This is a genomic window from Microbulbifer maximicatervae (SeqCode), assembly GCF_056232625.1.
Map to the genome: position 1 here is coordinate 1,645,583 of NZ_CP174324.1, position 24,838 is coordinate 1,670,420.

The window sequence follows — 24,838 nt, forward strand, 5'->3', positions numbered from 1 at the left end:
GTCTAAATTTCCACTTCCATCACGCCTCCAGCCCCAATCCATTGAGCGCAAACTCCAAAGAGGGCTCCACCTCCTTGAGTTCTCGCCCGGATCGCAATACCGATGCTGTGCCATGCAACAAGGTAATCAGGTATATAGCGCACTCCTCGGCACGCCGATCCAGCCCTATAGCCTGGGACTCTTTATCAAAACGAAACAAGTCAACCAGTTGCTTTACCGCTTCTGCGTCAGCAGCTTTTAAAGCGTCAATGGCATCAGAAGGCAAAGCATCACCGGCAGTTTCCGATAATCCAAACGCCAGATAACAACCCCTCGGGGTTCCCTCCCCGGCCTGTCCTTTAACGGTAGCCAGCAAATAACTATGCAATCGCTGCCGTAACGGCACTCCCTCTTCCGTCAGGAACTGCATACGATCTTTGGCATATCTATCCAAGTATTGCCCCAATGAAAGAACAAACAGTTTCTCTTTATTACCAAAGGAAGAATACAGACTGGGCTTATTAATCCCCATAACCTTGGTCAGGTCGGCCATTGAGGCGCCCACATAGCCCTTTTTCCAAAAGACTTTCGTTGCTGATTCCAGCGCATGCGCCTTATCAAACTCCGGCTTGCGTCCCGCCATTGGCAATCTCCCAAAAATTGTTTTGACAATATTGTACCGATCGGTAAGACTTAGCTCAAACCTTACCGATCGGTACAGTATTGATCAACCCTTCACAGGAGAACAGAATTGAGCATTTCAATCGAAGGAAAAACTGCCCTTGTAACTGGAGCGAATCGCGGAATTGGCAAGGCAATTGTTGAGCGCTTTCTCGACGGTGGCGCAAAAAAAGTCTATCTGGCCGTGCGCAACCCGGAGACAACGACAGAACTGACAGAAAAATATGGCGACAAAGTAATCACATTGGAACTCGATGTGGCAAAAGCCCAAAGTGTAGGGGCGGCGGCAAAGGCGATTCAGGAATTGGATATTCTGGTGAACAATGCCGGGGTACTTGCGCCTGCAGACCCGCTTAGCGACCATGTAGAGGACTCCCTTAAGCAGGAACTGGAAGTGAATACCTTTGGGCTTGTCCGTGTAGCCAAGGCATTCACCCCCCATTTGGAAAAGAGCAAGGGCGCCCTGGTACAAATGAATTCGGTCGTATCCTTGCGTACCTTCCCACACGTTAGCACCTACTCCGCATCCAAAGCCGCCAGCTACGCAATTACCCAGGCACTTCGAGAAACGCTTCAGGAGCGAGGCGTAAAAGTATTGAGTGTTCACCCCGGCCCCATCAAAACAGATATGGCCAAACAGGCTGGGCTGGAGGACGGAGAATCCCCCAGTGCAGTGGCTGAGGAAATTGTTGGCGCGCTAAAAAATGGGGATTTTCACCTCTTCCCGGATGCCATGTCGCAGACTTTTGAAGCCGCTTATCAGAGCTTCTCTGATTCGGTGATCACCGCAGACCTTAGCGAATAACACGGCCGAAGATTGTCTGAGTAAGAAGTAACACAAGCCTCGAAGGAACCCGGTCTAGGGTTCTTTCAAGAGGCTGGAAAATTCCTCTGAAGCCATAACGGGTACAAACTCAGTGATCGTAAAAGTCGACGCCCCATGTTTTGTAAAAGGGTCTTCTTCCAGAACCTTTCTCAGCACCTCCTCAGAGGGGTGACGTGAAATAATTATCGCGCCAGTTCTAGGCTCTTTCGCTCCCCCAAAAAGCAGGTCTCCCGATTTATAGTGCCCCTCCAGGTAGCTCACATGCTCCGCCATTAACTCTGGGGTCAGTTTTTTAAGATCCGGGAAATTCAAGTTCACTAAAAACATAACATCTCCCCCTCCTTAGGGGCTATATATCAACTCTTTACACCACTTTAAGCTTGCAGAAATAGCCTCCACCAATCTAATAGATAGCAAATCTTTCCACCTTGGCGATAGAGGATAATCCCCAAGTAGTAGCTTAAATGGAAACCATCGGAGATTGATGATCGGGCACCATTTAATTTAATGGTGCCATCAAGTACCTTTCTTTAGGCAATAGTGCTAAATAGACGATACTTCAGATTAATCAAGTTACATGTGGCCTGAAGAGCTTCATCTGCCTTCCAGGCTATGGTGTCCCCCTCAAAGCCACATACCAAACTCCCCTCAAAACATTTGGGGATTAATGAGATGGCACTCCCTCTTTGAGCTCACTCTTAAGACTGTTAATGCGAACTCATCTTTAGAAGGTGTAAAAACTGTTCAGAGGCCATAACAGGCTCAAATTCGGTTAGCGAATAAACTGCCACTCCACTTTTTATAAAAGGGTCCTCATCAAGCACTCTCCGCAATGCTTCTTCACTGTTGTGACGAGAAGCAATAATCCCTCCAGTCCTGGGATTTTTCCTTCCTCCAAAGAGCAAACTTCCAGACTTATACTCTCCTTCCAGATAAAGCCTATGCTCCGCAGTCAGTTCTGGGGTTAGCTTTTTCATATCCTTAAAATGCATATCCACTAAAAACACACCCATTCCCTCTTCTCTAAAAACACTATAAGATTGCTACTGATTTCGTAGCAACTGTAACGCTACTAATTTAGAAGCGCAAGAACCATGGCAACTCCTCTACCGAAAAAAACTGTCAGAGGCTCGACTAGCGGCATAGCCATTATGGCTGTATTCGATCTGCTCGGGCGAAAATGGAATATGAGAATACTGTGGGAACTGAGGAACACACCCCGGAGCTTCAGGGAGCTCCAAGCCCAGTGTGATGCCATGTCCCCTTCGGTACTAAATACAAGAATCAAACAATTGAGCGAAGCTAAATTGATTAATAAGTGTACGAATGGATATCAACTGACAAATCTGGGAGTTTCGTTAATGGAAACCCTTGATCCGCTGAGGGAATGGGCTAATAACTGGGAGGAATCCCTCAAGGCCTAATAGACACTCTGTAAAAGCCAAAACCCAAGAGCCTTGCAGCCTAGATGCCGCTGGGTTCTTGGAGGCAGGTCAACTATCGCGAAAAAATGGACTAAACCGATGGGGCAGTCTCATTATCACTCGCATCATACGCTAGCGAAAACGAATAATATTTATCGCCGCGCAAATCAAATCTACGAATAATTCGGCCAAACAATGCACCTGCTCACCATCAAGGGTAAAGGAGGGTTCAATCTCTTTAGAAGTCAACAAACCACTGCTCTTAAGGGCACTCTTATGAGTTACCTTTTTGTGCCCGTAAGCAGCGAGTCACGGGGATTACAGGGAGATAAATTGAGAGAAATGTGATTTTCAGAAGTTTCCTTAACCCAAAAACAGCTATGCGCTGCATCCCCTACTTTTGATTGTTAAGGTCACATTTCTGGCATTTTTTCAAATTTTTGTAATTCCGGGTCCATATAGTCCCAAGATGCACCACTACCAGCATATACCACCATTGTCGGGTTGAATTGCTCCAGGTCATGAAGACTTCCAGCGCGGATAAATTCAAACTGCGGCATACCGCTATTTTCCGCATAAATATGCGAACCGCAGCGAGGGCAAAAACCTCTCCTTACTGTATTGCCGCTATCTGTCTGCTTCTCATGAAATGCAAGATCGCCACTAATGGCTAAGCTTCCGCGAGGAATAGCAATGTTAGCGATGTGTCCAGCCCCACTAATTTTCTGACAATCTGTACATTGGCAATGACCCGCCATTACCGGCTCTTCGGAGCAAGAATAACTAATATAACCGCACAGGCATTCTCCAGATATTTTGGACATAAATTTCTCCTGTTACTTGCGAAGTTGAAGTAACCTTAGCCTAAATCAATAACTTCAACTTCGCAAGCAACTAGGCTAGTATTTCATTTTCTGGCAGTACGAGAGTGAGCATGAGTCCTGATAATCAATTTTTACGTTCGGGATGCCCTATCGTGAACGGACTGGACGTATTCGGCGATAAATGGACATTAGTTATTCTAAGAGACTTATTGTGTGGTAAAGAGACCTATAGCGAGCTAGCTGACTCACCAGAGAAAATACCAACCAATAGACTCGCAGAAAGATTAAAAATGCTAGAAGCAGAGGGAATGTTGGTGAGGGAACAATATCAATCAAAGCCTAAGCGATATAAGTACCTGCTAACACAGAAAGGCAAGGATGTCTTACCGATTCTTCAGGCAATCGCCAAATGGGGAAATACATATTTTGAAGGCTCATGGATTCCCCCGAAGTGGTTTATGGAAACCTAACCTTTTGATTCGGGCCAGAAGCGCAACAATTCCGCAGGACCAAGCTAAGCTGAAAATTTAGCAATAACAGCAACTTTTATGCATTTTTACTCCGAAATTGCTCTCCATAAATGGCCAGAAGCTTATGATATTGACTCTGCCTGTTATGCTCCCCCCCCAATCTCATTAAGAAACCCTCCTGAATCACTAACGAACCTGGCGGCAGTTGATACTAAGAGTATACTATTTTACTTGAACACTTTTGCCCCTAAGGGCCCGGCAGCTCAGTGCCGCCAGACTCTATGGATCAGCTCAACTATAGAGACAAAATAGACTGAACCGCTGCGACAACCTCATTATCACTCGCATCATGCGCTAATGAAAACGAATGATATTCATCGCCCCGCAGGCCAAATCTTCGATCAACTTCTGCCAAACAGTGCACCTGCTCACCTTCAACGATAAAGGAGAGTTCAATCTCTTTTGAAGTCAATAAGCCACTACTTTTAAACTCTATCTCCTGGTAGCAACCAGACCGGGAGACAAAATTGCTTCCACGCAAATGCCCCTTTTCAACATCCGCTTTTACCATTTTAAAGCCACTTTCCTCGATCATGGAAAGTACCTTCTCTACAACAGGTAAAGGTCTTATCCGCAAGGAATCCCTGTCTTTCGGATCCAGCGCAAAATCAATATCCAGGGAGGTTTCCAGCCATACATAGCTTTTATTTTTACGGGTGTTTAAAACAGTAACTGGCGTCTCTTCATGCAACGCCAACTGAAAAGGAACTTCCAGGCTCTCTCCAGCGCCAATAGTGAAAGGGTCCTGTACCTGTAATTCATTCAGTACAAAACGCTCATGGCTTACCCCTTCATCGGTCTCCACCTTGATCTCGGTGCAGAGCTTTAAACTTATAGCATCCACCTGCTGGTCGATATCACCACCAATGATATGGATAGCCCCTTCAATGATTCCACCCTGAACTTGCTCAGAGTTTTGTAGTACTGTATCAACTTTAGCTGCACCAATACCTATTGACGCTTTGAGTTTTTGAAACATAGACATACTTGGGGTACTCACCTAACCAAACAACCTGGCCTTAAAATATGGACTTCAACCTATTTCTTAGCCCAATAAATAGAGTCCAACATTAACATAAATCCAATTTAGGTAATACCAGGCCCAATAAGTTCATTTATATATTGAACTTCTACATAAATAATTGATAACCCCCATACCTACCTCTATCAGGCTCAGGGAGAGCTTGCCTGATTAAAAAGAGATATTTTTATTACATATTTCCCCCAAAAGTAAAAAATTCAATGCTTGAATAAGGTCACTTACTTTTTCTAAATGTGTCATTTTTCGTTGGAATATCGGCAAAATCCTAACTGTTGTTAAGGAAATTCCAGCAGTACCATAGTATCTGAGTCCTATTTATACCGAAGAAGTAAAAGTATGATCAGTGATAATTTCAAAATCACACCCTCTCATACCTACATCATGCTGCAAGGGCGAGACCATTATCCGTAGCACCAGAAGTCGATAACAAACCAAAGGTTGCCTGTGGACTTAAGCCTTCAGATTGAGGTGCTCAATCTCAACAACTACGTATAGAAAATCCATCTACAGAAAATTGAGAATAATCAATTTAGGGTACTTCTATTCACTTAAAACCCCCTAGAAACATTTCTCAAACCATTAAGCAGGGTTATGCACATTTTAATAATTTACGATGGAAAACCGGGCCATCTCAGTCCTTCGCTGGGGCTATACCATCTACTCTCCCGCCACTCCAAGGGCAATTACTCTTATGAAATCACCACCAGTAAACCAGTTTTAAAGGCCCTAAACAAACCAATAAGACTATTGACCAGGCATCTCGCCAGAAACGCACACAAATTTATCATGCTCTTTCACAGAAACCCCTCCTTCAAAAGAAAACCAGATATAATTATTTCCTTTGGTGGAAATAGCGTTGCTGCGAACGTTGCACTAACCCAAAAAATACAATGCATGAATATTGCCATAGGAAATATTTACAGCTTCAGGAAAACCGATTTCTCTCTAACCCTATCTACCAAAGAGGATATTAAGAAATCAAGGCAATACCTTCCGTTTAGCCGCATAGATGTAAATTTATGCAATGCATTGGGCGACAACTTAAAGAAGAAACACCACAAACCCTTTTATACTTTACTTATCGGAGGCAATGGAAGCGGCTATAAATACACACGGAAAGATTACACAGACTTGATAGAAGAGCTAAAAAAAATAGCGACCTCTCAAAATATTTCATGGCTAATTAGCACCTCAAGAAGAACCCCTAAATTTGTGGCTGAGCTAATTGAAAGCAGCATGCCATTTGATACATGCTTTAACTTGCTAGATTATGAGGCCCCCAACGCCAGCCTCGAAGAAATACTCGGTGCAAGTGAAGCTGTCTTTATAACCGAAGACAGTTCATCAATGATTTCTGAGGCCCTTGCCCTATCTAAACCTATATATACTTTAGTTCCCCAAGAGAATAACATCTACGGAGCCCACAAAACTCTCATTAATAGACTTTACAGTGAAACTTATATTAAGAGGATGGAGATTTTCGAACTGGCCAAGACCTTTAATGATTCCCTATCAAAAGATTTCAACTTAGATTATGGATACCATTCTAAAGCAAGATACGATGAAATTGTCTCTGCGCTTGACATCAGTAGCAATGGTAGGTGAGCGATTTCACCCCCTTAAATTGACCATCATAACGACAGAGACTTCAACACAAAGATCTATTGATATAAAAACCTTTAGTGGAGAGCCAACCCCACAATATCCAATACACTGTTAAAATGAGCCCATATCTTCCAGAGACCTTCTCAACAACCCCTTAATATAGTTGATGCGGCCTCCAAATTTAATTATTTCAATTTCCTCTTGGGAAAGATCATTTTCCAACCAAATCTTAATACCTTTTGTCACATTTCTCAGCTCTAGTATCTTGTTACCCCCTGTACAGCTTGAGAGATCATAAAATTGAAGTTGATCATCTTTACTAAAGGCGTCAAAATCGCTTGGATTACAAAATGTTAAAATGAGAATTCCGTGGTCAATAAGATTCTTGCGATAGAGTCCAGCTACACTTTTGGCTATGACGCAGCGCACTCCCAGGTATCGCAGAGTAATTGAGGCATGCTCCCGGCTCGACCCATGACCTAAACTGTTGCCAGCAATAAGAAATATATCCTCCTCGGTGCTCAAAGCCCGCTGATAAAAAGATTCATCTACATTTGAAAAAGCAAAGCGGCTTAACTCTGGGACATTTGACCAATAAGGCAAAGCATCCGCACCTCCGGGAATAATATCATCGGTTGAAACATTATCCTCCAGCTTTAAAAGAGCAGGGCCTTCGATCACACTTAACATTTTTTCCAGAACTGGCAAAGGCTTGATGTTGGGGCCCTTTCTAACCTCAACTTTCACTGGTATTTCCTGCGGTGGCTCCAATAGTGACCGCATATCCATTAGATGTTCAGGCTCTTCAAATACCGGATAATCCATGTCTAAATTTCTGGGGTCAGTTATTTTTCCTTTCAGGGCGCTGGCCGTCGCAGTCTCTGGGCTGCATAAATAGACGCTATCTTCTTTAGTTCCCGAACGCCCAGGGAAGTTTCTCGGCACAGTTCTAAGACTATTGTGCCCGCTAGCTGGGGCTTGCCCCATACCGATACAGCCACCACAGCCGGTTTCATGCAAGTAAGCCCCTGCACCAAGTAGTTTTTCAAGGTCACCACTATGAGTCAGCTCATGAAGTAGTTGGCGCGACGCGGGATTAATATCTAAAGAAACCTCGTGCGGTACAAAGAGACCATTTACCATCCGGGCGGGAATAGAAAAATCACGCAACCCAGGGTTAGCCGAAGAACCGATATAGCTCTGAGAAACTGGCCTACCTTCAACTTCACGAACTTTAACAACCTTATCCGGCCGCGAGGGGCAAGCGATCATTGGTTCAATTTTCGATAGATCTAAAGTTGCAACCTCATCATAGGTTGCATCCTTATCGGCAAGCAGCTCGACAAAGTCGCTCTCGCGCGACTGCTGCCGCAAGAAAAGCCTCACTTGATCATCAGCTGGAAAGACACTTGTTACGGCCCCCATTTCCTGCCCCATATTGGCGATTACGTGACGATCCATTGCTGTAAGGTTTGCCAATCCAGGGCCGTGATATTCAACGATCTTGTTCCAGCAACCTCTCAATGTATATCTACGTACAAGCTCCAAAATAACATCTTTAGCGCTTACCCATGGCTGTAGCTCCCCCTCTAAACGCACCCCCAAAATAGTTGGCATTACCAGAGAAAGCGGAAATCCCATCATTGCGAGCGCAACCTCAATTCCTCCGGCTCCTATTCCTAACATACCTAACGAGCCCGCAGCACATGAGTGGCTATCCCCACCCAAAAGGGTTTTACCGGGGATACCAAAACAAGCCATGTGGACAGGATGGCTAATACCATTTCCGGGTCGCGAGTACCATATCCCGTAGTTTCGACAGGAACTTTGCAGGAATACATGGTCATCACCATTCTTGTGGTCTGCCCTCAATACATTGTGATCCACATACTGAGCGCATATTTCTGCTTTCACCTGCCTCGCCCCCAAAGCTTCAAGCTCCAACATCACTAACGTGCCGGTGGCATCCTCACTGAGGACTTGGTCAATTTTAAGCTCGATAACACTTTGGGGAGCCATATTCCCTTTGACCAAATGACTTTCAATTAACTTTCTAGCTACGTTTAGGCCTGTCATTAAGTTACACTAACGAACTCTAATACTTATTCACTTAGACAACTTATTGGCCTAGCAATTCCGTTTTCGTTATCGACATAACTAGAAATAACGTATTAGTATAAATAAATATCCACTAGAATAATTAAATATATTTAGAGGCTTAAATCAAAGAAACTATTTTTATCTAAAACATGCACACCCAACAGCCTTCACAGCAACTCAAACCGCCTCATACGATAGAAAACTTCACCTTTCGGCACTACCAGATTGCTTGTCCCGTACAATCATCAAGAAGAATTACCCTGGCTGAATGTCATATATAGAGAAGTACTCAACATAAGCATGTTAATATTCAATTAATAGGAAATTCCAGCAGGATATTCGGAATTGAAAGTTTTACTTCTACCAGGACTTGATGGAACAGGAACACTGTTTTCAGGTTTGATTAAGGCACTACCAAAACAATGGACAACCGAAACTATCTGCCTTTCCAAGCTCCCAGGGGATAGTTACCTGGCTCAAGCTCAATCAATCGCCAAGAGCTATCTCAATGAGAAGACTTACATTATCGCTGAATCCTATTCAGGAAGAGTTGCATATGAGCTATCCCTTTTAGCTCCCGAGAAAATTTTAGGCATTACCTTTATAGCTAGCTTTATAAGCTCTCCTTCGCTGCTATCCAAGGCAGCACAACTAGCTCCAATTTCGCTTATAGACTGCCCATCTTTAACCAAAATCACACTAAATTTCTTTGGTTTCAATGGCAAAGGCAGTGACATACTCATTGACAGCACCTATAACGCCCTACTAAATACCAACAGAGGCAAACTAAAGCAAAGGCTTCATAATATCGCCTCTATCTCCAAACCATCCCAAAAATTGGAAATCCCTGCCGTCTATATCCGCCCGGATAGAGATCGACTTGTAAGTAAAAAAGCTGTCATCGATATATCTGCGATATACATCAACCTCAATGTCATTGATATTCCAGGTGGGCACTTTATTGCTCAGGCACACCCCAACAAAGTCGCGAGAATTATTATGAATTTTGCAGAAGGATTATTGCCACCCTAACTTACCTCTCAATTAACGATTATATGGCGAGAAATTCCACAAATAATCTCGCCTTAGAATCTAAACTGATATTCGTTCATAAAGTACCTCTTACCAATCTCGCTTCCCACAAAGTCCTCGGAGTTAACAGTGAGCAATAGAGAGCATATTTCCTTTCTAGAACCAATAAAAAATCCACCCGCTTACTCAATGGATAAAGAAAATAGAAAACTAGAACTTAAACTTGATGTACAGTACGAAAAGAATAACATTTTCAGTTTTTACAAAACCCATGACACACCAACCTGGACCCGTGTATTTTCATCATCAATCACTCAAGAAGCAGGTTTCACACTGACAGGCCCTACCATTGAAATTCGCGCTGATAGCCACCTTACTATCCAGACAAACAACCTGCTGCCAGAGGAAGACCCCCTCAATACACCCGCTACAATAAACTTCCCCCATGAGTTCAATACCTACAACTTACATACTCACGGGCTCCACGTCTCCCCAGAATCTCCGGCCGACAATGTCTGCATGAAGATCAAACCAGGGGAAAGTTATACCTACGAATACGACATTCCCAAGGACCAACCCCCAGGACTCTACTGGTACCACCCCCATAAGCACGGCTCTGTCGCTATACAAGTCGGCAGCGGGATGGCAGGTGCCCTAATCGTAAGAGATGAATTTGACGATGAACTTGAGGCAATGGGAGTTAAGGAACATATTCTTGTCTTCCAGAATATTGCCGTAGATGAGCACGGAAAAGTAGAGGATCAACACCAGGTCGCTAAGTTCCCAGATAGTGAATACTGTATTACCGTTAACGGACAATACTGCCCTATCATTCATGCAACGGTGGGTGAGCTTCTCAATCTGAGACTTCTCAATGCTACCACCAGGACATCGATAGATATCGATTGCCCTTGGTTCGCGCAAATGTATATCTACGGGTTTGATGGAAACCCTACTGATGACTACCGCCTACAAGACGGAGTAAGCCTGGGCCCCGCTAATCGAGCCTCCCTTTTCTTAAAAATCAGTGAAGCCGCCACTCCGGGAGCTCATTTTTACATTTACAATAATGCGATTGAGTTCCAACAAATGCCGCATTATAAGTACCATAACAACAGTCCACTTTTTGTTATCGCCATTGCCCAGGGGGAGGAAATCGGAACGGCAATCTATGCCCCCAGCAAACCACCCGCCCGATGTGCACCCCCACCCTTCCCCAGCAGTTTTAAAGTGGACTTACTGAAACCTATTACAGATGATGAGATCACCAATACACGTCGACTCACTTTCCAGGCCAACACGCTTGATGACCCCCAAAAATATTATCGCGGGCTGAATGTCAGTATTGACCATTCACCATTCGAAGGGTGTGAAGTGGTTAATCATTACGTAGAGCTTGATGCAGTAGAGGAGTGGACCTTGGTTAATGAAAGTGAATTCCCCCACCCAATCCATATTCATGTTAATCCGTATTATGTTATCGAGGTGGTTGGAGAAGACCCCATGCACCACACACTCAAACTACCGTTTTGGTGCGACACCTTTCAAGTACCGCCCCATGGACATGTCAAATTCCGTACTCGTTTCACGGATTTTACCGGAAAGTATCCTCTGCATTGCCACTTACTTTATCATGAGGATGGGGGCATGATGCAGCATGTTAGAGTTGTCAAAGATGCCTCTGAGATTCCAAAATAGCCCGCTTATCTACCCAGTCATTGAATGCAAGGATCGTTAAAGTCCTTTAAGAATTAACACTTACTGGGGGCCACTTTTTGCGGGTCATGCAACTTGGGCGGAGTTGCATTGCCACAATGCTTACTCAGCCAATCGCAAGCATGGATAATATCCTTAGCAAGGCCACTGATTGCATTCTGATTGAGATGAGGGCGAACAACAATTCTCAGAGAGTTTACAGACTGAGCGTTTGGCGGCATCGAATAGGCAGAAAGAACCCATCCCCGCTCACGTACTTTATTGGATATATCATATTCATTAAAATTCTTATATTTTTTATTCAGGGTCATGGCAACAACCGGGATTCTCTGGGTTTTATTCATTATTTCAAAGTACCCACTGGCCACCAGAAGTTGACGAAGAGTCTGCGCATTTTCCAAGGTATGCTGCATAATCTGCCTGTAACCCTCATAGCCTAGACGTATAAAGTTGTAATACTGGTAGGCAACCGGCGATGCATTTCGGCTGAAGTTCAATGTGGCTGTAGGCATCTCCCCACCCAGGTAATTAACATAGAACATCAAGTCTTCATCAAAAACTGCTCTTTCACGAAAAATTATCCACCCCAATCCCGGCGGCACCAAGCCAAACTTGTGCCCGGAGGCATTGATAGATTTCACTCTTGGCAAACGAAAATCCCATTTGTAATTCGGATAGAGAAATGGATTAACAAATCCTCCCGACGCCCCATCAATATGCATAGGGATATCGTTTCCTGTTCTCTCTTCATACTTATCCAACCAGTTTTGAATCGCCCTAAATGCATCATCCTCACCGGTAAAGGTTTGCCCGGCGATAGCGACAACAGCGATGGTATTCTCATCGACCAACTCATCCAGATGTTCACTGGTAAAGCGGTAATGACCAGGCTTTAACGGTGCTATGCGCGGCTCCACATCAAAGTAGCGCATAAATTTGTCCCAAACGATCTGCACATTGGCTCCGGTAACCAGGTTAGGTTTTGAGCCGTCTTTGCCGGCTTGCTGCCTCTTCTTACGCCAATTCCACTTGTGCGCCAAACCAGCCAACATGCAGGCCTCTGACGAGCCTATGGTCGCTGCGCCGTATGGCTCTACTCCCTCAGGTCCATTCCAGAGGTTGTGTAACCAGCGAATCATTCGCGCTTCCATCGCAAACAGCTGTGGATACATGTCGTGATCAATATAGTTCTTCAGATAATGTTTCTTAGCGACCTCAAATGCTTCTGACTCAGTAAAAGTTGTGACAAACGAAGATAAGTTCATCGCAGGCTTTGCGTCAGCCCAGGTTTCACTGGTTACGATAGCCTCGGCAGCCTCTGCTGAAATACTACACCGGGGAAAGTGCTTTTCTGGAATATCTTCATTGTATTCGTCAAAGAACCTATCAAATGGAGATTGCTCTTTCACTACCTGCCTCCGGCTCACTCATCAATATCAGAAAATGACTGCTGTTGATGGCCACCCTCCCCCCGCCAGGAGGGATTGTGAAAATAGAAAATTAACAAGGGAACGGTGATCGCTATAGCAATTCCACCCAGGTTGAGAGCAACATAAGTTACAGGATTTTTTATCGTGAGCTGTTCTGGCGGGAAAAATGAAACTACCAAGGCAAAAACAACGGAAATTAAGCCTATTCCGGCAACAATACAAACCCCTGGCAGCCCTCCCGGGATACGAAAACTTCTAGGTAAGTCTGGTTGCGTGATCCGCAATCGAATAACCGCAGCAAACATCATTATGTACATAATGATATATAAGCTAATAGCCATCACTGAAATTAAAACAAAAGCTGTAGATACATTATCCATTAAAATATAAATGGACGAGATTGCCGCTACCACTACAAACTGTGCGAGGAGAATATTTTTTTGTACACCCACCCGGTTTTCTCGCTGAAACCAGGGCGGCAACATCCCATCCTGGGCCGTAGCCAGTAGCCCTCGACTGGGGCCAGCCAACCATGCCAAGGCACCACTTAGTGCACCATAGCCAATTAGCCAGGAAAGTGCTTGCACGGGCCATTGAATCCCAAGTAGCTGCCCAAAAGCTCTTTCGTAAGCTGTAAATAAGCCAGTTTCTACAGATATCTCTTTATAGGGCAAAATTGCAGCAATAGAGAGTGCGCCGAGAGTGAACACCAGGATGGAAATAACGGCGGCGATGGCGATTACAGCTGGATATCCTCGACGGGTATCACGTAGTTCCGACACATGCGTGGCCTGTGCTTCCACCCCAGCAAAGGCAAGTAAAATACCCCCGAGAAAAGCAATAGCCCCCAAACCGTTAATATGGGGAAACCAGCGCGGGTGATCATAACCATCCCGACGCACTGCTACTTCCGGGTCGGTCAAGGTCTCCCAGCCAATAGGATTACCACTCACCACCCACCAAACAGCCAGGACAATCAAAATCAAGCAGGGAAATACGATACCCACCAGAAATCCAAACTGTGCCACTTTTACCAGAAAGCGGGTTCCGGTAAGGGCAATCAGTGTCGCTAGCAAATAGGCAAGAATACAAAACCCACCGATATAGTAGGTATTCTGGGCGATGGTATTATCGCCCACCGCATAAGCCACCGCCGCAGCGGCAAAACCCAACTCCGTGGGATACCAAACAATGCACTCGATCCATTGCAACCATATAGCGACAAAACCCACCTTCGGGGTGAAGGCCTCACCAACCCAGGTATAGACACCCCCAGTGCGCTCTGAAAAGGCGCTGCCAAGTTCTGCCGACACGAGCCCTGCAGGAATCAAGAACAGCAATGCCGCAAAGCCGATATAGAAAAACATCGTCAGTTCTTCCTGCGCCATCATCGGCAGGGTGCGCAAGCTGGTAACGACCGTTGCGGCAGTTAGGAGCCCGAGAGCAGCCACAGAAAACATCTTTCTGTTGGCAATATCCGGGGTGCTCGATTCACTGCTCCCTTTTGGTCGCACTGATGGGACCTCCCTGGAGTGCAATATTTTTGCGGCAGTACAAAGAAGCAAAGCCTATCGTGGGAGTCTGCGGGATAGATGGGATAACAGAGGTGCCGCTACCAAGGCATAAGCCGCCCTTTTAGCAACGGACTTATGGAAACATAGAATTCATAGCAAGTCGGTGCCCACACCATCTTTCACCCAAGGAGAAATCGGCTAGGGCAGCGGTATGTGGCAGTTAGCCTGGAACCCCATGTTTGGTGTAGATATCGAAGCGGCCGGATTTCCCCTCCAAGGAAAGGTTGGGCTTCATATCAGCCAAATAGGGGGCAAGCTTAGGGCGCTTAACTACTGTGCGGTAGTAGCAGGCCGCCAAGGCAGGGCTCAATAAGCTATCCGCATCCTCATCAGTCCCAACCAAATGATGGAAGGCAGCCATTTCCTTTTTGACCTTGGCAGCTTTCCCTCGCGCAGGGAACATCGGATCCAGATAAATAACAGGGATGGATTCCTCCGATTGCAGCGCGAGCCACTCTGACGCCGCCGTACAGCAATCCACCAAGCTCATTCGCTCAGAAATTGCAGCCAACTCAGCATCCCCGATAGACGCCTGTCGCAGCCGGCGTATTCCATCTTTCAGCAATTGGAAAACAACCGGGTTGCGCTCCAGCATCTGCACCTCACATCCCAGCGCCGCCAGAACAAAGGCATCTCTACCCAAACCAGCGGTAGCATCGAGGACTTTGGGATGGAAGCCAGAACGCAGACCAACAGCTTTTGCTACCGGTTGAGCTTTACCGCCACCATACTTGCGGCGATGAGCAAGTGTTCCAGCAACAAAATCCACCCATACTGGCCCGGCTGCTTTACGCCCGGTTGCACATAACTGCAGTTGCTCTCCGAGACACAACACCTGGGGAAAGTCGACCACATCAGCAGGAGAAATAGCTCCAAGGAGGGGGTAATCTAACTGAGCGGATAGTTCTTCCGCTGCGGAAACATATTCTGGCGCCGCAGCGACAATAGCCAACGATGGACTCACCTGCCCTCCAGGTAACATTGAAAAAGGGAGGCGATGCTAACCCGGTTTTTGTAACCATTCCAGAGCTTGAGCGGACTCCTCTTCAGGAAAAGGACGCACCTCAGCACTGATGAAGTGACAGGCAAGGTTGGGCATAAAGCGGAGGATAGGATTATCGGTAACCACGGCTATCCGGCGGATATGCCGTTGATGCTCTCGAATAAAGCGAAAATGAGAGATCATTGCGACGAAGCTCTCCCAGCCAGCGAAATCCCCCGCATTGACTAGCAACCCTTCTATACGTCCCCGCTTGCTGATGATCGGATCAACTTGCGCGGCTAGCAACTGGAAGTCCTCAACGGTTAACTTCCCAACTGGTCTAACCTCGAGTATTCGATCACCCTGATGCCAGATATGCTCAATCATATTTTGAGAATGCGGCAGGGCCACACTTCTGTGCGGCCCTGCTTTTCGCTTAGCTCGATGTAGCTGAGTCATTATTATTGGTCAGTTATCATTACTTTCCATTCCCTCATCCTGACCGGTATCTGCCTCTGTATCTGTTTCAGTGCCATCGGCAGAGGCATCCATATCGTTAGTCGCTCCCTCTACAGCATCATTGGCTTCCTTCGTAGCATCATCTACGACTTTATCCGCTTGCTGATTTAGGTCGCCGCCCGAGTTATTGCTCGCGTCTGGCATGGCGCTAGAATCATTAGCATCCGGGCTCATGTTGCCATCTGCACCCATATTGTCTGACCCAGACATAGTAGCGTCAGGTGAGCCCCCGTTATCTGAAGACCCCGGAGGGGCGGGATCGGTTGAGTCAGAGTCCTGGGGCATTTGGGAATCGGGATTGCCCATACCATCAGGGGAATCCGAGGTATCTGCTGGGGCCATTGAGCCGCCGCTACTTCCTCCACTAGAGGGGGTAGAGGATCCCCTCATCTGTTCACTCTTCTGCTCCTGCTCCATCGAATTATAGGCTTCTTTAGCCTTATGCTCGCCGCTGCGCGACATAAAATAACCGATGATCAGTAATAAAATGATCAGGGGAATCAGTAACTTCTTCATATCTGGACCTCTCGACCCCAGGCAAACTCAAAAGAAGACATTAATCGTTAAAATCGAGCCGGTTACACAGTGCTGGTCGGTGTACTTTCTCGATAACAATCCCAAACCCTGACACTCCAGCCTGTTTACAACGGTGCGCAACTTAATGAGATGCAGCGCCTGTAAAAGAAGGTCGCGCCAATACTGATAAGAATAACCCTCCTTTGGGGTTCTTCAAGGGGGAGAGCCACTTCGTAGCAGGTTGGATTGCTGTAAAGAAAGAACCAGTTACAACTGATAGTTCTAACAGGTCTGCAAGAAAGCAACTTATTAGCCCTGTTTAATAAACTTATTAAGTTGTGCAAGTATCGCGGTGGCGTCTGACTCAGCAATAACCGCCTCACAACTCCTCAGGTGTAACCTTCCGTAGCTATCCAAATTCGCAAAAATCAGATAGTTTTCACCTTGCTCCAGCTTTAAATCGCAGGATTCAAATCCCAGGCGGAAGGTGATCTCTCCACCCATTGGCCCCTTCCAAACCTGGCTGGGAACGGCAGAGTAGATATAGCCTGATATGGCTGTAATTCCCTCCTCAGACAGTGCGCTATCCACATCCCTGTGAACATCAATAATTTCTACTTGCGCCACAACCTCAGCTTGGGCAAAACGTAATTCCAAATGAGCAGTAGATGCCGAAGCTAGGTCCTCAGCCGCATGCGCCGTGCTACTCACTAGGAGATATAAAATAACACTCACGATTTTGGAAAATGTCTCACAGGATATTTTTTGCGTCACAACCCTCTCCTTACTTATGCTCTTATCGCAGTAGACATAGCACAAGTAGTTAGGATCGGCTTATTCTTTTTTACAGAGTCTGAAGGATAGCTAAGAGGTGAGGAAATTTGGCAGAAATTCCTCTAGCGTGAAAATCAATACAGTAGATAACCAAGCGGGCTGCTCAATGAGCAGCCCTGATAGCTATAAAATCGGCCATTTAAATACCGGCATAGGTTAAGCGATAGATTTTATGGGCAAAATCATCAGAAATTAATACGCTGCCATCAGGCATTTCTAAAAATGCAACAGGGCGCCCATAGGTGGTTTCATCCCGCATAAAACCAGTGACCAGCGGCTTGTAATCCGTGACCTCACCATCTTTAACTGTCGCCATCATTACTCGGTAACCTGATTTTTTGCTTCGATTCCAGGACCCGTGCTCAGCAACCAACAAGTTCTGTTGGTATTCCTTGGGAAACTGCCCACCGCGATAAAAGTGAATTCCAAGAGGCGCCACATGGGCATCTAAATTTAATACCGGCTTGGAATAATCAGCGGCCTTCTTACCCTGACCAAATTCCGGATCTGCAATATCGTCACCGTGGAAATAAGGATAGCCAAAATGCTCTCCTGCAAAGCTTACCTTATTGATTTCACAGGGTGGGATATCATCACCCATCATGTCCCGACCATTGTCTGAAAACCACAATTCATTGGTTTGCGGATGAAAATCAAAGCCAACGGAGTTTCTCACCCCATTTGCAATCACTTTTGTTTTCTTAGATTGCAAGTCCAGCGAAAATATTTTTGAGTAATTTTCGTTGGCATCACAGATATTACAAGGTGCGCCGACAGGCACTATTAGCTGCCCTTCACTATCAAAACGCAAAAATTTCCAACCATGATGCCTGTCCGCTGGAAACTGATCGTAAACAACCTCAGACTTCGGTTTGTCAAGATTTTTATCAATCTGGGGGAAGCGAATAATCTTATTGACATCAGCCACATATAAATCGCCATTTTTATAGGCAATACCTGTCGGCGCTTTTAAATCATCCATCAATAGCCAACGCTGATCAGCTACACCATCATTATCTGTGTCCTTGAAAGCATAAACTTTTTTCGCGCTGAAAGAACCAGAAAATACTGTACCCGACTCAGAAAGTGCCAATTGACGAGCCGTCTCAACATCTTCTGCAAAGTAGCTGAGCTTAAAGCCCTCGGGTACCTTGAGGTAATCAAGGTCTATCTCAGCACTTGCAGAAGCTGCAAATAGCAAACTGGTCAAAAGTAAGTATTTCATATTTATATTCTTGCAAAATATAAATATTAACTAAAAGTGAAGATGTTGATCAACTCAGAGGTTCAGACATACATGAGCATTCATGCTTAAACCCTGAAAAGCCGCCCCCCATGTCGAAGATAAGCCAAAAATCAACGAAATCCAGTATTTTCAAGCGAACTGTTTGCGGTATTTACTGGGAAGAATACCTTTCTGCCGGAGAAACGCCCTTCTCATTTGTTCCTGCGACGAAAAGCCACACTGGGTTGCCACTACATCCTGACTAATCCCTGCCTCCAAGATTAACTGACAGGCCTTCTCAACTCTAACCTGCTCCAAATACCGAGCCGGAGTTACACCTATCTCGCTTGTGAAGCAGCGAGAAAAATTTCGGGGGCTCATTGCTTGTTTTTTGGCCAAAAAATCAACACTGAGAGACTGCTCTAAGTTTAGGTTTATCCATTCCAACAACGGGGAGAACCTATTATTTTTTAATTGTGCCTGTAAATAACTACTGTACTGACTCTGATCACCATCACGCTTCAGGTATAAAATCATTTCCCGAGCAACTAAAAGGGCCAGTTTTCGACCGAAGTCCTCCTCAACCATAGCCAAGGCCAAGTCTATCCCTGCACTTCGCCCTACAGAACTGTAGATTTTCTTATCTCTCACAAAAATCGCTTTGTCATCTACTTCAATATCTTTATATTTTTTTAGATCACCGATGTATTTTTCATGGGTTGTAGCCCGATGTCCTGATAAAACTCCAGCCTTAGCAAGTACCAATGTGCCACTTCCGCTAACCCCTATCCTCTCAACTTCCTTTGCCTTAACTTTCAACCACTCAAGAAACTGACTGTCATCCGTTAAGTCAAGGCAACTTTTCGCAGTACCACCACCAACTAAAAGAGTATGGATGGAATCAGCCTCGTAGAAACATTTATCTGGATGTACTTTCAGGCCAGTAGTTACTTGCCTCGGCTCCTTGCTTGCAGCCAAAAATTCAATTTTATACAGCTGATCTTCGCCGTACCCAAAATCGGCCATTTGTTTATTAGCAAACGTAAACACCTCAGCTGGACCTGTGATATCCAGGCACTGGGCACCAGAGCAAATAATGATCGATATCGTTCTCTTTTTACTTTCTTTAAGGCCCTGGTATGACGATAGAAGACTACTTTTCACGGCAAACACCTACAACTAACTTATCAACCCAGAAGGGTTCTTTATGTTTTCTCGCAAATCTAACTTGGCGTAAAAAGGCAAAATAACTCGATGGAATTAAGTGACTTTGCGTTAGGATGTACTAACCTTGCATATTCTGTAAAGTGATATTGATATTACCTTAAAGAATAACCAGTCACCCAAAATTTGGGGCCTTTTAACTGATCAAATTTCATCCCACTTGTACTAACAAGCTGTACCAATAAAACTAACAACCTCAATTGGTACAGATGAACCAATAATTATTTCACTTACACAACGATAAATAGTATTTTCCACCCTAAAAATTTTGGCGTCTTTTGCATGCACACCAGCAAATGATTGAAGACTGTTTTTTTGACACATCTAAATAAAATGCCAATTAAGGACCCACAACACTGCCTCAATTTTTCCACCCCACCCCACAGACCGGGCCTGGGTGTAAAGAAATCACCCAAAATTAAAAAAACTCCAAATCACAAACAAAAAAAGAACAAAAACCTACTAGAAAAATTTAAATGTAATAAAATTGCAATAAAACACTAAAGCCAAGAACTATTTACCAACTCTAACATCCAACCACTCAATCAATAGCTTTACGATCGATTCAGCAATTAGGCGCAGCTACTACATCTACCGCATGTTAAGTGAGACCCCTATCTTTACCTGAGCCACTAAAATTCTAAACTCTTCCCTTAAGAGGAGAGTCAAGGCTTTAAGTTAAGAACTCATTGTGTACTCTTCTCAGAACCTACTTTTAGCCAACACCTTCTGCCAAGATCACCGCTACCCCTTATTAATTACCAACCAAAAGTTATCGAGATAGCCTTTCCATCTTATGGATAAAATCTTTTAGTGAAGAACTGAAAATGACATAGACCTTCATGAAAAGAGCTTGAAGCCCTCAGCCCCAATATGAATCTCACAAAACATTTAAGTAATGAAGCTTGACGATCATCACAGGCCCACATCTTAAGACTCATCATTTCCAACCAAAAGGACAAGCTTCCTGCAAAATTTTACTTTATCGCCTCTTAAAACCAGCCAGGTTCACAATCACCATTATTATATTTCTGCAGCGCATAGATCAGCCATTTACAGCAGTGAAACCATGAAAAACAATACTTATGGAATTCTTTACCCACCTCAATGTGTCGAATTAATTCTCCGACGAGACAGACACAAACATCCATCCATCCATCCATCCATCCAACAACTAAATTACCAATCGAAGTGGCGAATGAGGGAAGGAACAACCTCCACTATTAACACAACCCTAAAATCTGGCGCTACACCCTTCGAATTAGAAGTATTTATGCGATCCTTTGCCTGGGGGGTACTAATCAAAACTGATTCCACCAACTAAACACCTAAAAATATCCGCGACAGAAAAAACAATAAAAACTTACGACTCACACCACCTCAACTTGCACAGGTGTACCAACATAAAAAGCTGGTCAAAAATATAAATCACATAAAGTACAAATCCAGAAAATAATAAAACTAAGAAATTATTATTAGCGCCAACCCAACCCTAGACAACTTAATTTTCGGACTTTCCTGCTTACTTGACGGCCAATGCTCTAAAAATCAAAAAGCAAGCAAATCCATCTCTGCATACATGGCCACAAAATCAATTTTTCATAGATAGAAAATATGATTGGCAAAAAATCTCTATAAAAATGTTGGCACGTCTAATTTTTAGCAGTCGAACAAACTGAGACATCAAAGAACTGACAACCACTATCGTTTGGCTCAAAAAAAAATTTTCTAAAAATCTACTAGAATCAAACTAATGCTAAATCTTAGGGTCGTTAGATTTATATAAGTCTGAAAACAAGACAACACGGAAATCCAAAGATGAGCCTTGATCTAAATAGAATGGTTTGAGCGGCAACTACAAAAACAGTTCGGAAAAGATTCTGAAGATGGCAAGAGGATAAGTGAGAAAGCTATCTCTCAATACGTCATCCGCTGAGTAACCAGGGATCAAAGCCGGAAACTCTTTGCAGGGACAAACAAATAGCGGATTAAGGGAATAGTTAAGAAATTGAGCAGAATAATAAAGGGAATTTATGAAGGGGTGTAGTGCCCAAACCGAACAATCTGGGCACTATCAACAAAAGAACGACTAAAGGTAGAAATTATCTGACCTGATCGTTATAAAGGCAGTAGTTCCAACTCAACTCGGCGATTGGCCTGACGCCCAGCTTCAGAGTCATTGCTGGCAATAGGATAACGCTCACCGTAACCTACAGCCTGTACACGACCTGCAGAAACGCCCTGACCGCTGAAGAAGCCAGCAACGGAATTAGCACGCTGTTCGCTCAAGCTCTGGTTGTACACATCTGAACCAGTGCTATCGGTATGGCCGCTGACTCGAATTGCAGTTTTATCAAACTCCTGCAATACAACAGTGACCGATTCCAGAGTGTCATAGAAGTCTGTACGAATATCTGCGCGGTTAGTACCGAAGGTAATGTTACCTGGCATGATCAGGCGAATATTATCACCTTCACGCTCAACACGTACGCCGGTACCTTCCAGGCGCTGACGCAACAACATTTCCTGACGATCCATATAGTAACCAATGCCACCACCGATCGCCGCGCCACCCAGGGCACCGGTCAAGGCTCCCTTACCACGGTCTTTCTTACTGGCAGTAGCGACACCAACGATCGCTCCAGTTACAGCTCCAATTCCAGCCCCCTTGGCGGCATTACTGGTCTTACTTTCACCTGTGTAAGGGTCCAATGTGGAACAACCAACCATCGAACCCAGTGCCAGGGCTGCTACCCAATATTTCATTATTGGCTCTCCTAACGCATTTTTAAGTAACGGGTATTGAGCTACACATGTCTTGTGCAATCTCTGTATTGTTCAACACACTATCTGACTGGCGGCTGAACCAACCCAATGAAATTTTCCATAGACTAAAGCGAATTTATTGTCAGTTCTACTGACTAGTCCCCATTACGTACTAACTATTCATAACTACGTACCAATGACGGACAAAGTAGCGAGCAAGAAGTGATCAGCTTCCCGGTCTTCCACAAAATCTGTGGATAAAACTGTGCACTAATAAGCTATCCATGGCGCCAGCCGGCGTAAACTCTCGCCTACAGCGTTTTGCACATTTTTTAAACTCTTCAGTTTTCCTTTTAAAAACAACAAGTTAGAAATCTGCCTTGACGTCAAATAGCGGTGGATATCTTCTTGTTTGATGGCAAATTTTACCAACTGCGTATGTGGAAAAGTTTGTCAATAGCCTCACGCTCCACTGAGGCAATTTTTTTAGACGCTTTTGTTTTTAAAGTCACCCCCAAGAGGCAGCGAATACCTCTATGTCTGTCACTTAGTAACAAAAAAAATTTTCGTGCCAGCCCCTGTGGACTTCTATAAAAACCCTTTTGTAACCACTGAATTAGTAATGCGGAGGTTTTTCATCCAGCGGCTTGCCGGCCCCCTGCATCTCAAAAGCAATCGTCCGATACTTTTCGCCCAACTCGCGCATATGTGCGAGTAGAGTGCGAATATCCGTATCCTGACGAGTAATCACATCATTTAATTGGCTTATAGTGTCTTCCTGAAAAGCCAAACGGCTCTCCAGTTCATCGACCCGCTCTACCAGAGCCTTTATTTCTTCAGTCATCACAACAACCCGTAAAGAACATCTACCAGACCGACCGCTCGACGATCCATAAATAAGCTCTGCCCCAAACGAGTTGTCACGTATCCGAATCCCAGCCCTCTTTCCGGATCAGCAAAGCCGACACTACCACCCGCTCCCGGATGTCCAAAGCCCTGGCTACCCCCAAAGCGCAAGTCCGCAGCGGAACTGCTGCGAATAAAACCACAACCAAAACTCACCTCAGCTTGCAATACTTTATCGCGGCCATGACTCTGCTCCTTTGCCGCTTCATCTATCAACCGCTTGGGCAAAATAGTCGGCTCGTCACAGGTGAGTTCACCGTAAACCGCTGCCAGGTCTCTCGCACTAAAGTGGCCATTGGCTGCAGGAATTAAAGCACCACGCCACTCGGAGCTATTGGTACCCATCATCAAGCTCACCGGGTTGCTAAATGCCATCGCAACAGGCCCTTTGCGGTCTTCTTTTATGGCGCGGCCAATGGCATTTTCCCGAAGCTCTGGTAAGGGTTGTTTCAGCGGGCTGACATCGGCAATTCTCTGCGAGAGGTGTCCGTTTGCCCCAAAGCCCCCATCAAGATTGAGGGGTTTGGCTAGCAATTCCCGATAAAGTTCCAACAAGGGTTTTTCGGCAACCCTTTCAATTAATCCACCCAAGCTCCAGCCGTATAAAAATGGGGCGTAACCCTGTGCACTTCCGGGCTTCCACCAAGGCTCGCTGCCAGCCACCTGGTCGCAAGCCGCCTGCCAATCGTAAATCAAACTGTCTTTTACCCGCTCACGGAAAGCGACAAGTCCGCTGCGGTGGCACAGCAATTGGCGTGCGGTGACAGTTTCTTTGCCTGGGGCAAATTTAGGCCAGTAATCCGCTACCGGGCGATCCAAATCCAGTTTGCCTGCGGCAACTTGCTGCATCGCCAAAACTGCAAGAACCCCTTTGGAAGACGAGAAGACATTGGCCAATGTATCTTCAGTAAATGGCCTCTCTGCACCCCGATCTGCACTTCCCGCCCATAAGGAACAGATTAATTCTCCGTGCTGGCGCACGGCAAAGGCCGCTCCTGTATCACCGCACTCGCGAAAATTTCTGGCAAAAGCATCGTAAAGAGCCTCTAAACCAGGGGCACAAAAGCCGTATATGTCCATGTATTTACGTCCAGATAATTCGG

Annotated in this window: 23 protein-coding genes; 6 read left to right on the plus strand and 17 right to left on the minus strand. The window is 45.2% G+C overall.

All coding sequences use genetic code 11. From position 1 onward, the window contains the following. Positions 1-19: 19 nt before the first annotated feature. On the minus strand, positions 20-622 hold the full coding sequence (locus tag ACJJI6_RS07060) for a TetR/AcrR family transcriptional regulator (protein ID WP_475712943.1): 603 nt from the start codon (positions 620-622) through the stop codon (positions 20-22). A gap of 108 nt (positions 623-730) precedes the next feature. Here ACJJI6_RS07060 and ACJJI6_RS07065 point away from each other — a divergent pair, with 108 nt between their 5' ends. Next, the gene (locus ACJJI6_RS07065; RefSeq protein WP_475712944.1) at positions 731-1,465 is read left to right on the plus strand and encodes an SDR family oxidoreductase; all 735 of its coding nucleotides are present in this window, start codon (positions 731-733) and stop codon (positions 1,463-1,465) included. A 54-nt stretch (positions 1,466-1,519) separates the two neighbouring features. Here the strand turns inward: ACJJI6_RS07065 and ACJJI6_RS07070 are convergent, their stop codons facing one another. Together ACJJI6_RS07070 and ACJJI6_RS07075 are read right to left on the minus strand one after the other, a co-directional pair. After that, the gene (locus ACJJI6_RS07070; protein WP_413665500.1) at positions 1,520-1,813 is read right to left on the minus strand and encodes a YciI family protein; all 294 of its coding nucleotides are present in this window, start codon (positions 1,811-1,813) and stop codon (positions 1,520-1,522) included. Positions 1,814-2,193: 380 nt separating this feature from the next. Beyond that, positions 2,194-2,499 (minus strand): YciI family protein, encoded by a 306-nt coding sequence (locus ACJJI6_RS07075; RefSeq protein WP_475712945.1) that lies wholly within the window; start codon positions 2,497-2,499, stop codon positions 2,194-2,196. Positions 2,500-2,637: 138 nt separating this feature from the next. On the opposite strand from ACJJI6_RS07075, the gene ACJJI6_RS07080 reads away from it, so the two are divergent. Continuing rightward, positions 2,638-2,910: a winged helix-turn-helix transcriptional regulator gene (locus ACJJI6_RS07080; protein WP_475713442.1), complete on the plus strand. Its 273-nt coding sequence runs from the start codon at positions 2,638-2,640 to the stop codon at positions 2,908-2,910. Positions 2,911-3,323: 413 nt separating this feature from the next. Here ACJJI6_RS07080 and ACJJI6_RS07085 read toward each other — a convergent pair whose 3' ends face one another. Beyond that, positions 3,324-3,734 carry a GFA family protein gene (locus ACJJI6_RS07085; protein WP_444912850.1) on the minus strand — a complete coding sequence of 137 codons (411 nt, stop codon included), beginning with the start codon at positions 3,732-3,734 and terminating at the stop codon, positions 3,324-3,326. Positions 3,735-3,844: 110 nt separating this feature from the next. On the opposite strand from ACJJI6_RS07085, the gene ACJJI6_RS07090 reads away from it, so the two are divergent. Continuing rightward, entirely contained in the window at positions 3,845-4,204 is a 360-nt protein-coding gene (locus ACJJI6_RS07090) for a winged helix-turn-helix transcriptional regulator (protein ID WP_444927582.1), read from the plus strand. A gap of 295 nt (positions 4,205-4,499) precedes the next feature. Here ACJJI6_RS07090 and ACJJI6_RS07095 read toward each other — a convergent pair whose 3' ends face one another. Continuing rightward, the gene (locus ACJJI6_RS07095) at positions 4,500-5,249 is read right to left on the minus strand and encodes a sporulation protein (RefSeq protein WP_475712946.1); all 750 of its coding nucleotides are present in this window, start codon (positions 5,247-5,249) and stop codon (positions 4,500-4,502) included. Positions 5,250-5,897: 648 nt separating this feature from the next. Here ACJJI6_RS07095 and ACJJI6_RS07100 point away from each other — a divergent pair. After that, on the plus strand, positions 5,898-6,911 hold the full coding sequence (locus ACJJI6_RS07100) for an ELM1/GtrOC1 family putative glycosyltransferase (protein WP_475712947.1): 1,014 nt from the start codon (positions 5,898-5,900) through the stop codon (positions 6,909-6,911). 111 nt (positions 6,912-7,022) lie between these two features. Here the strand turns inward: ACJJI6_RS07100 and ACJJI6_RS07105 are convergent, their stop codons facing one another. Further along, complete coding sequence (locus ACJJI6_RS07105) at positions 7,023-8,987, minus strand: aconitate hydratase (RefSeq protein WP_475712948.1); 1,965 nt, start codon at positions 8,985-8,987, stop codon at positions 7,023-7,025. 369 nt (positions 8,988-9,356) lie between these two features. Between ACJJI6_RS07105 and ACJJI6_RS07110 the strand changes: the two genes are divergently transcribed. Both ACJJI6_RS07110 and ACJJI6_RS07115 read left to right on the plus strand, forming a co-directional pair. Next, positions 9,357-10,043, plus strand: coding sequence for an alpha/beta fold hydrolase (locus ACJJI6_RS07110; RefSeq protein ID WP_444941976.1), 687 nt, complete (start codon positions 9,357-9,359; stop codon positions 10,041-10,043). A 129-nt stretch (positions 10,044-10,172) separates the two neighbouring features. Continuing rightward, entirely contained in the window at positions 10,173-11,741 is a 1,569-nt protein-coding gene (locus ACJJI6_RS07115) for a multicopper oxidase family protein (protein WP_475712949.1), read from the plus strand. Between the two features lie 53 nt (positions 11,742-11,794). On the opposite strand, the gene gad is transcribed toward ACJJI6_RS07115, so the two are convergent. The 11 genes from gad to ACJJI6_RS07170 form a co-directional block, all read right to left on the minus strand. Continuing rightward, entirely contained in the window at positions 11,795-13,168 is a 1,374-nt protein-coding gene (gene gad, locus ACJJI6_RS07120) for a glutamate decarboxylase (RefSeq protein ID WP_475712950.1), read from the minus strand. Positions 13,169-13,182: 14 nt separating this feature from the next. Continuing rightward, positions 13,183-14,703, minus strand: a complete 1,521-nt coding sequence (locus ACJJI6_RS07125; protein ID WP_475712951.1) for an amino acid permease — start codon at positions 14,701-14,703, stop codon at positions 13,183-13,185. A 220-nt stretch (positions 14,704-14,923) separates the two neighbouring features. Further along, positions 14,924-15,727 carry a class I SAM-dependent methyltransferase gene (locus tag ACJJI6_RS07130; RefSeq protein WP_444905541.1) on the minus strand — a complete coding sequence of 268 codons (804 nt, stop codon included), beginning with the start codon at positions 15,725-15,727 and terminating at the stop codon, positions 14,924-14,926. Between the two features lie 36 nt (positions 15,728-15,763). Further along, entirely contained in the window at positions 15,764-16,132 is a 369-nt protein-coding gene (locus ACJJI6_RS07135) for a SpoIIAA family protein (protein WP_413665487.1), read from the minus strand. 81 nt (positions 16,133-16,213) lie between these two features. Beyond that, positions 16,214-16,780 carry a hypothetical protein gene (locus ACJJI6_RS07140; RefSeq protein WP_444912840.1) on the minus strand — a complete coding sequence of 189 codons (567 nt, stop codon included), beginning with the start codon at positions 16,778-16,780 and terminating at the stop codon, positions 16,214-16,216. A gap of 309 nt (positions 16,781-17,089) precedes the next feature. After that, positions 17,090-17,554: a netrin-like domain-containing protein gene (locus ACJJI6_RS07145; protein ID WP_475712952.1), complete on the minus strand. Its 465-nt coding sequence runs from the start codon at positions 17,552-17,554 to the stop codon at positions 17,090-17,092. Positions 17,555-17,753: 199 nt separating this feature from the next. Next, entirely contained in the window at positions 17,754-18,839 is a 1,086-nt protein-coding gene (locus ACJJI6_RS07150; protein WP_475712953.1) for a PQQ-dependent sugar dehydrogenase, read from the minus strand. A gap of 150 nt (positions 18,840-18,989) precedes the next feature. Beyond that, a complete protein-coding gene (locus ACJJI6_RS07155) occupies positions 18,990-20,012 on the minus strand; it encodes a GlxA family transcriptional regulator (RefSeq protein WP_475712954.1) in 1,023 nt (340 codons plus the stop codon). Positions 20,013-22,181: 2,169 nt separating this feature from the next. Further along, entirely contained in the window at positions 22,182-22,829 is a 648-nt protein-coding gene (locus ACJJI6_RS07160; protein ID WP_413665482.1) for a YiaD family glycine zipper/OmpA-like lipoprotein, read from the minus strand. A gap of 616 nt (positions 22,830-23,445) precedes the next feature. Further along, positions 23,446-23,673 (minus strand): SlyX family protein, encoded by a 228-nt coding sequence (locus ACJJI6_RS07165; RefSeq protein WP_282933169.1) that lies wholly within the window; start codon positions 23,671-23,673, stop codon positions 23,446-23,448. After that, the gene (locus tag ACJJI6_RS07170) at positions 23,673-24,815 is read right to left on the minus strand and encodes a serine hydrolase domain-containing protein (protein WP_475712955.1); all 1,143 of its coding nucleotides are present in this window, start codon (positions 24,813-24,815) and stop codon (positions 23,673-23,675) included. Before ACJJI6_RS07170 ends, ACJJI6_RS07165 begins: the two co-directional genes overlap by 1 nt. Positions 24,816-24,838 lie beyond the last annotated feature (23 nt).